This window comes from Stieleria sp. (assembly GCF_041595215.1).
GTDB classification, from domain to species: Bacteria; Planctomycetota; Planctomycetia; order Pirellulales; family Pirellulaceae; genus Stieleria; species Stieleria magnilauensis.
Genome location: NZ_JBFHKV010000267.1, coordinates 1 through 8,823, shown reverse-complemented (window position 1 = coordinate 8,823; position 8,823 = coordinate 1). Strand labels below are relative to the sequence as shown.

Annotated in this window: 5 protein-coding genes; 3 read left to right on the top strand and 2 right to left on the bottom strand. The window is 58.9% G+C overall.

Annotation, left to right across the window (positions count from 1 at the left end; translation table 11 throughout):
- Window positions 1-491 precede the first annotated feature (491 nt).
- Together ABX749_RS12385 and ABX749_RS12380 are read right to left on the bottom strand one after the other, a co-directional pair.
- Complete coding sequence (locus tag ABX749_RS12385; protein ID WP_372896262.1) at window positions 492-1,751, bottom strand: DUF1559 domain-containing protein; 1,260 nt, start codon at window positions 1,749-1,751, stop codon at window positions 492-494.
- Window positions 1,752-2,032: 281 nt separating this feature from the next.
- Window positions 2,033-5,149, bottom strand: a complete 3,117-nt coding sequence (locus tag ABX749_RS12380; protein ID WP_372896261.1) for an FG-GAP-like repeat-containing protein — start codon at window positions 5,147-5,149, stop codon at window positions 2,033-2,035.
- A gap of 348 nt (window positions 5,150-5,497) precedes the next feature.
- Here ABX749_RS12380 and ABX749_RS12375 point away from each other — a divergent pair, with 348 nt between their 5' ends.
- The 3 genes from ABX749_RS12375 to ABX749_RS12365 form a co-directional block, all read left to right on the top strand.
- Window positions 5,498-6,313: a signal peptide-containing protein gene (locus ABX749_RS12375; protein WP_372896260.1), complete on the top strand. Its 816-nt coding sequence runs from the start codon at window positions 5,498-5,500 to the stop codon at window positions 6,311-6,313.
- Between the two features lie 200 nt (window positions 6,314-6,513).
- Window positions 6,514-8,022, top strand: a complete 1,509-nt coding sequence (locus tag ABX749_RS12370) for a hypothetical protein (protein ID WP_372896259.1) — start codon at window positions 6,514-6,516, stop codon at window positions 8,020-8,022.
- A 9-nt stretch (window positions 8,023-8,031) separates the two neighbouring features.
- The coding region (locus ABX749_RS12365) for a serine/threonine protein kinase (protein WP_372896258.1) at window positions 8,032-8,823 on the top strand (792 nt) is incomplete at its 3' end.

Here is an 8,823-nt window from a genome sequence, read left to right as displayed (position 1 = left end):
GGACGGGGTCGCAGCGAATCGATCCGCCGGCGGCGGGGTAGTCCGTGTTTCCGATCGAGATGCCGATCCAATCGCGGCGGCAGGCCGGGTCCGAGGGCTCGAGCGAGATTTGCTTCGACACCCTCCGGGGTCGTGTCATGTGGGGGATTGGATGTCCGGAGGTGTCGCTGCGCTCACCTCCGGCTACTGGCTTTGACACCCTTCGGGGTCATGCCGCCGACATTCGGCTCACGGTGTTAGCGGAACGGCGCTAGCGGCCTGTCGATTTAAGCCCGCATGCGTTTGCAAGGGGCCACGCGGCGCTCCTCGCTGACGCATCGGGCTAAGATCATCGCGTTGTTTTCAGAACATCGACTATATCGACAGCCCGCTAGCCTGGGGCTTACCAATTTCCGGCGCATCGATCCTTCCAAACGAAATCGGGATCAAAAAACCTCGCCCACGTTTCGGTGGGCGAGGTCGCATTGAAGCATTCGGTTGAATCGAACCGCTTACTGGTTCAATTGCTCTTCGATCGTTTCTCCACTGGCCTTGGTGCCGAGGGCGCCCCACAGACCATAGGGGCTTTGAGAGCCCGGCGAACGCGGACCGGTTTGTCCCATCCGCACACCGCCGGCACGGGGATCGCCCGCTTCGACCGAGTCGGTCATGAAGACGACCGCACCGTCACCCATCAGCACGTGCGCACCGCCCTGGTGATTACTACTGGGCGGGCAAGTGCCGGGGCCATCGATCCACTGACCGACACAGACCTCTTTGTTCGGTGGCAGCACCGTAAACGTCTGTGTGATGATCGCGCGGAAATTGGCCCAACTGGCGCCTCGTGAACTGTTGCTGTCGCTGACCAGGCGTTGTGGGTCGGTGCAATTGCCACCGCTACACCACTTGGTCGGCTGGTCGGGATCGATTTCATCCGCGTCCCGGCAGAACGAGGGGTTGTTGTTGACGTCCTGACTGCCTCGAGCACGCCACGAAGCGGCCGACCGGATGTCACGGTCGCCCAAATCGGTCCGAATCTCGCCCATGGCAATCGTGTTGGCCAACCCGTCGAGCACATCACGAAACTTCGACGCGCGACGATTCATGAATATCCCGCGATTGACCGACCGGGCCGCGCGGTGAGCCCATGATCCCGAATCCGTCAGATTTCCGTTCTTGAAACTGTTGTGCCAAGGACTTGGCGAATCACCCATGCAAAGTGCGTAATTCGTTCGTCCCAATGCGGGCAAGCCGACACCCGGATCACTCGGGCAACGCAGCATCGGAATCTCGGTCGCCCACGGAATGTAGCCCGGGCTCGTCGAGAAGTTCCGGGGGCTCGGCCCCATCGCGGGCCACCGTTGCGGGTTGGTCAAATTGGTGTTCGACGGCGGAGCTGCCCCCGTGACCGTCTGTGTGCTGGGATTGGAGATGTTGTCCCACAATCCTTGCTGTTCGAAGAACGGCGCCAAACCGACCAGAGCACTGAGACACTGCTTACTAGCGTCATTGCCCTGCTGCCACCAGTTCGGGGTATTCAACCCAATCCCCGTGCCGGCACCGTGCAGCGGCAGTTGCTTGAACGCCGCATGGTAATTGTGCATCGCAATTCCAAGCTGCTTGAAATTGTTACTGCAACTCATTCGACGAGCCGCTTCACGCGCTGCCTGAACAGCGGGAAGCAATAATCCAACTAAAATTCCGATGATGGCAATCACCACCAACAACTCGACCAGGGTAAAACCCCGCGAGCCCCTTTTGCGAGAAAACATGTACACCTCACTCAACAAGAAGTAAAAACACCAAGAACAAACACTGATAAATCAGACGCCCCTAAAGCCAAACGATGGGGGTGACACAAACCGTGACAAACCTGACCTGACGTTTAACTCGATCGCCAGTATGCGCAGGCTGAGGCCGGCACACGTGCAAATGGGCACGTTCTTTCAAAAAAATCTAGAAAAATGAGCAGGGAGAACGATCTAAACCCCCCGAAAGTATTGCTTGAATTGCCCGGGAAACGCCCTGGTGTGGTGGGACGTGGGAGGGCGGATCAGTGTCCGACACGAACTGTGCCGTCCCGCACATATCGCTCGTCACAGCCTTCGACGAGCAAAAGTCGTTGGTTGACCGCGAGATCGCGATACACCTGACGGTGTCCGGAGATCCAGTGCACTTCGATTGCATCAATCCGCTCGGCGCTGCCAATGCCGAAGTCCAACACCGGTTCGTCAGAGCAAAAGTAGCCATCTCCGGCCGTCACCCAGTCCGTCCACGTCTGCCCCGCCGCAGTCACGACCACGCGGGTGCCGATCGCGTCACGTTCGCTGTGCGTTCCGACCAGTTCCAGTTGGATCCCGTTTCCAATCCGTTCGGTTTTGTTGGCCAGCAGTGCAACCGGTGCGTCCAGGTGCCCGACCAGGAAATCAACATCGTGATCTCCATCGAAGTCAATCTTGGCCAGTGACCGTCCGACGTAGCGACCTTGCCAATATCCCGAAGAGTCGGTGACGTCACTGGCGACAAACTTCGTCGCCTGATTGAGCAGCACCTGCGGGGGCATCTGAAACGGCTTGCCGCGGTCGCGCTGATCAAACACATGTCCGTTGGTGACGAAGAAATCGAGCCAACCGTTGCGATGAAGGTCGATCGCTTTGATTCCAAACCCGACATAGGGTTCGCTCGGTTGATTGATTTGGTATCGCGTGGCAAAGTCACTGAACACTCCGCTGTCGCCTTGCAGAAAGTGGTTGTTCGGTTCGTCGGCGTAATTGGTGATTGCCAAGTCAAAACGCCCATCCCGATTGAAGTCTCCGGTGGCAATCCCCATGCAGGCATTGCTGTAACCTCGAAAACCGAACGCAAGTCCTTTGAGTACGGCGACGTCGCGGACCGGCGGCTCGCCAAAATGCATCAGCAAGTGATTCGGCCGTGCATCGTTGGCGACAAACACATCGTTCTGTCCGTCGGAATCGATATCGGTGATGACCAATCCCAACGACGTCCCCGGTTCGATCTGGCTGCGGTCCAGTTCTCTCAATTCAAAACGACCGTCACCACGTCCCGCATACCAGCGATCTGCTTCGGCAAAAAAGTCGTTCGGATTCGGCACCAGCTCACGTCCCTGCGGATCTCGTTCGGGAAGCCGAAAACCCCCTTCCATTTCCACGTACACACATTCGTACAATTCCGGAATCGCATCGCCGGTCAAATCAGCAATGGCGACCGAGCTGGTGAATTGGGGACTGCACGTGCCGAGCGCCGCGGTCGCATCGCGAAAGGTTCCATCTCCACAGTTAAGCAACAACCGGTTGTCCCCCAAGGCACCGAGGAACAGGTCGGGAAAGCCATCTTGGTTGACATCACCAGCCGCAATGCCGGTGGAATACCGATCATCTTCGACGGCGGAATCCGTCGTGACGTTCGTGAAATGCCCATCCAGGTTTCGATACAGCTGATTCGAACGCGTGCTCCGCCCACTCGGCGGATCACCGGAACCTTGACCGAAATAAACGTCCGGATCCCCGTCCAGGTCATAGTCGCACACGGCGATCCCACCGCCCATCATTTGGTGCAGCGGTATCGATGCCAGATCGATCTCGGCCGCGTGATACCACTGGAAATCGATGCCGACCTGCGCCGCAACGTTTTCCAGTGTCGGGGCCGGCGCCGCAGCAGGAATGGCCTGCGGCGTTTCACTCCGTTTGTCGCCCGCCAGAGCCGATCGGTCAGCGATGGTCGACGAGGACGCCGCTGCAGCCAATGCGTCGATCGCCTCGGACATGGCAAACTCGTTGCGATCGATTTCCGCGAGTGCGATCTCGGTCGGCATCCGTAAAACCTCAGGCTGGTTGCGCAACATCTCACGCTGTTGCAGCAACGCGTTTTGTTTCGCGGTGTTGGAGCGCGACACGTCCAGCAGCGCCCAACCGATGGATTCGAAAGGCCTGCCGAGTGTCAGAAGTTTTTCGGGCAGCGTCTCGACCAGATCGGGATCGGTCGGCTGCACTGCGAGTTGCTTGGCGACGGCTCTTAGCACCGCGACGCGAATCGCGTGCTCCCGTATCACCGCGGCGTCTTCCGCTCGATTCAACGCCGCCAGAACGCGTGACAATCGGTGGCAGGCGTCATCGTCGGTTGGATCAATCGCGATCCCTTCCAGCAATGCTCGGGCGGACGCCTGGAATTGATGCTGATCATAGAAGTAAATCCCCAAGGCCACCCAATAATCACTGAACTGCATCGTCGCGTCATCGCAACGGGAATACCATTGGACGAACGGCTCGGTCGCTTGAGTCTCGGCCAACAGTCGTCCGACAAGCGCTTTGGCTGCGGGCGGAAAGGTTGCGGGAACCGGGTTCTGTAATTGGTCCAGGGCCTGTTCGAATTCCCCTTGCGAAAAATGCCAGCGTGCCAGTCCCAACCCCGGATAGAAAACGCTTTGCGGCGCCTTGTCCTTCAGCGCCATCGGATAGGATTCGTTTCGACGCAACAACGAAATCAACAGCGCACGGTTGAAATGGCCGGATCGGCAGAGTACATCCGCATGAGCGGATGCTTCTTGGCGACGTCCGGTGCGATTGAGTAGTGCCCAAAGCTGATGCCGCCATTGGACTGTCTGGTCGGGCGACGTGAGATTTTGGTCCAACGCCTTGATCAGCCGATCGATCGCGTCTTCGGGTCGGCTCGCTTCAATGGACTGCTGCACCAGGAACTTCGTCGCCTCGCCGGCCTCGGGTGACTTGGGATCAATGGCCTCGGCCAGTTCGATCGCGGTCGATCGGTTGCCCCGTGCGAGTTCGACTTGGCTGGCAAGCAGCAACGTCGCGGGATCCTCCGGCGTTTTGATCAAGTGCTTCGATAACAAGTTGAACGCAACATCCAGATCCCCCGCTCGCCACGCCGCTTTGGCTGCGGCCAAACCATCGTCGCCATCGGACAGCGACGCTTGCGACGCATCGTGTTGTCGACCGCCGGAGTCATCGCCAGTCTCGCTCGGGGCGCCGTCGGTCGCATGGCGGACCGGCGACAGAGCATCGTTCGCCCCATCCGAACCGGCCGACCCACATCCCGGTAACCCATGCAGCACCAGCAAGGAGCCCAACAGCAGAGCCCCTCGCAGGCCGCCCCGCGTCGGCGGGGTTGGGTGAATACGCTTGAGAAAGGCCATCGTTTGCAATCGGGGGTCGAGTTTCTAAATGCACCGCCGCGGCAGTGTCGTTGCGTCCGGCTAGGTGATCACGTGTCAGCGGGGCGTCACGTGCCGCAGTGTAACGGATCAATTTTTAATCGACACATCCACCCGGAATGCGCGATCGTCGCAGAACGCTGGCAGCACCGGAATCGCGATCGGTGATTTACAGGATGCCGAATCGGTGGTCACCGGAGGGCCGATCGGCGGCGGCAAAAAACTTTTTCAATTTCTCTGTCACATTTTTCGCAAACCAACGACTGCCCTGTTGAGGACCGTGCAATCGGTCATTTTCAGGTCGCATTCCCTCTTTGAAGGTTGGTTGTCATGTTACGAGCGGTCAAATATTCCGTCGCCGCATTCCTGGCGGTCCTGATCGGCGGCGTGCTGTTGCTGGGGCCCGGTTTTTTCAGTTATGTCCGCACGTCGGCCCGATCGGTTCGCGATTCGGTCAACGAGCACGTCCCTGTCGAATTCGAACTGCGACGCGCCCGCGATCTGATCGAAGCCATCTTGCCCGATTTGCAGGCCCAAGTGCGAACCATCGCACAGGAAGAAGTCGAGATCGCGGCACTTCAGCGAGATGTTTCGGAAACCGAAAAACGTCTGGAAAACGAACAGGCAACGCTCTCCCAATTGCGTGAACAGTTGCGGACGCAAACCGTGTCCTTCCAAGCCGGCGGCCGCAATTGGACCCGTTCCCAAATCACCGAACAACTCTCCAGGCGGCTGGACCGTTACAAAACCGGACAACTCGCGCTGGCCAGCAAGGAACGCCTACTGGAAAAACGCGAGGAGTCGCTGGCCGCGGCGCTGGCGTCCTTGGATTCGATGCGACACCGGAAAGCCGAATTGGAACAGCAGGTCGAGTCGCTGGCCGCGCAAGCTCGATTGGTTCAAGCGTCCAAGTTGGAATCCGGTATCCACGTCGACGGCAGCCAACTGTCCCAAGCCGATCAGTTGTTGCAGCAGATCGAAATGCGACTGGCGGTTGCCAAACGTGTCTTGGATCACGAACAAGACGTCTTCGCCATCGACCTGATCGACCAGGATCAAAGTGAAGATCAGGTCCTGGCGGAGTTCGACGAGTACTTCGGCGACGGCCAAGACGCAAAAACGATGGTGACCGTTGAAACCGAGTGATGTGCTCCGACGGAATCGACGTCACCGGTCTGCCAGACATTGGTGCCCAAACAGCTTGTATCACCCTCCCGTGTGCGGGAGGGTCGAGCGAAGCGAGGGGAGGGTCGTTGGTCATCGCTGAGCAATTTCCCAGCCGCAAAGATCCCGCCCCAGCCGCTCGTTCCTCCCGTCCGCCTCTCCCTTCATGGGACACCCGCACCGTGCTTCCTGTTCAACTCAAACGTATCGCAACCGTGATCGCTGCAGGGCGTTTGGAGGAAGCGTTTGACCGACTCATGGCGACGCCACAGCGAGAGTATCGCGAGGGACAACGTCTCACGGACGTGCTGATTGAGAAACTGGTCTGCCGTGCACAACAGCATCTTGCGCAACAACGCTACGGCGATGCCCGAGCCGACTGTGACAAAGCACAAATGCTGGCCGGGCGAACCGAGCAAGTCGCTGATTTGGCTGAGCAAATCAATCGAATGCAGTCAGAGCAGCATTCGCGGGACGTCACAGAGCAAGATTCCTCCCAAGCAGCTAAAATCCAAGCTCAGTTGGGGCACTTCACTTTGGGACAAAATCTTTTGCCGACCGGTCCATCCCATTCCAGGCTCGCCGCCGAAATCGAACGCAAACGCCATTTGGCGGTCGATGCAGCCACTCGGATCGAGCGGGCGATGGATTCAGACGATTGGAGCACCGCAATCGCGATCCTTCAGTCGCTTGATGCCGATGTCCGACGCCATCATCTGGTGGCCGAAAAGCTCAATGCGATAATTCCTCAGATTGCCCAACGCGTCGTCGGCGACCTGGAAAGCGGTCGATTGGATCGCGCCGCCGCATGTTTGCGCGAGGCACTCCAGCTGGCACCGACCGATGCTCGTCTGGATGAACTTCGAACCAGTCTCAATCGATGCATCACCGCGTTGGAGCGGATTGGCCAGGGGAAGTACACCGATGCCGATCATCAGTTGGCCCTGGTCGGCCAGGTCGTCGGCCCAACGCGATGGATTTCCGAGACGCGCCAGACCCTCGCGGAACTGTCCCGTCACGCCGCCAACGTGCGATCGGGCCCGCTGGGACTACTCGACGGCAGCCTCCCACTCACTACCTCCGCCCCTCATTCCCCCCAAGCTCCCAATAAGGTGCCGGACACCTGTTTCGGGGCTTGGGTATTGCGGGTGGATGGGCTAGGGGCGGTCTTGTTGCTCGATGCCGATCGGATTACGGTCGGTTCCTCTTCCCGATCCCAACGCTACGATCTGCCGCTGCAAACCGAAGGCCCTTCGGCAGCCTTGTTCATCCGCCGGGCGGGCGATGACTATTTTGCCGAGTCGGAAGCCGAATTTGGTGTCAATGACCAGCCGACGAAACGCCGACTGCTGGCAAACGGCGACTCGATCGGTTTCGGGCGACGCGGTCGATTGAAGTTTCGCAAGCCGGTGCCGGCGAGCGGGTCGGCGGTGCTGCAGCTGTCCGGTGCGGGGCTGGCCAAGCGAGAGATTCGCTGTGCGGCCCTGATGGCGGATTCATTGCTGTTTTCCCCGCGGGGCGGACACTTTTCGATTTCCGGTTGCGAACGCCCGATCGTCGTTTTTCGTGCTGCGGACGGTTACGCGATCAAGTACGCCGGATCCGGTGGCGAGGTCCACCAGTTGGAAGCCGATCGCTCGGTCTTGCTCGGCGAGACGCGGTTTACACTCAATCAAATCCATTTGTCGTAGGATCGCCGCATGGCAGCTTTTCACTATCAACCGGGCGATCGGCCACTGGAGGGTTACACGATCGGGCACGCCCTCGGCCGTGGCGGATTCGGCGAAGTCTACTTTGCCACCAGCGATGCCGGCCGCGAAGTCGCCTTGAAAGCGGTGCAGAATTACGAAGACATCGAGCTGCGCGGCATCGGCCACTGCATGAATCTCAAGTCGCCCAATCTGGTGATGATTTTCGATGTCAAAGAGGGACTCGATGGAACGCCCTGGGTGATCATGGAGTTCGTCTCGGGTGCGTCGCTGCGTGAAATCTTGGACGCCTCGCCGGAGGGCATTACGCCCGAGCAAGCGTTGTTCTTTGTTCGCGAATTGGCCAGAGGAATCGACTACCTGCATGATGCCGGGATCGTGCACCGGGATTTGAAGCCGCACAACATTTTCTTTGAAGACGGCATCGTCAAAATCGGCGATTACAGTTTGAGCAAAGTGATCACGGTCAGTCACGCCAGCGGTCATACGATGACCGTGGGAAGCGTGCACTACATGGCGCCGGAGATCAGCATGGGACGGTACGACAAAACCGTCGACCTGTACGCGCTGGGCGTCATGCTGTTCGAAATGCTGACCGGCAAGCCTCCGTTCGTCGGAGAAAGTGTCGGTGAGATTTTGATGAAACATCTCAAGGGCGAAGTCGACGTCAGTGAATTGCCAGAACCGTTTGCCGGTGTTGTGCGAAAAGCCATGGACCGAGATCCGGCAAAACGATTTCAGTCGGCCCGGGAGATGGCCACCGCACTGGGCTGCGAAACGAAG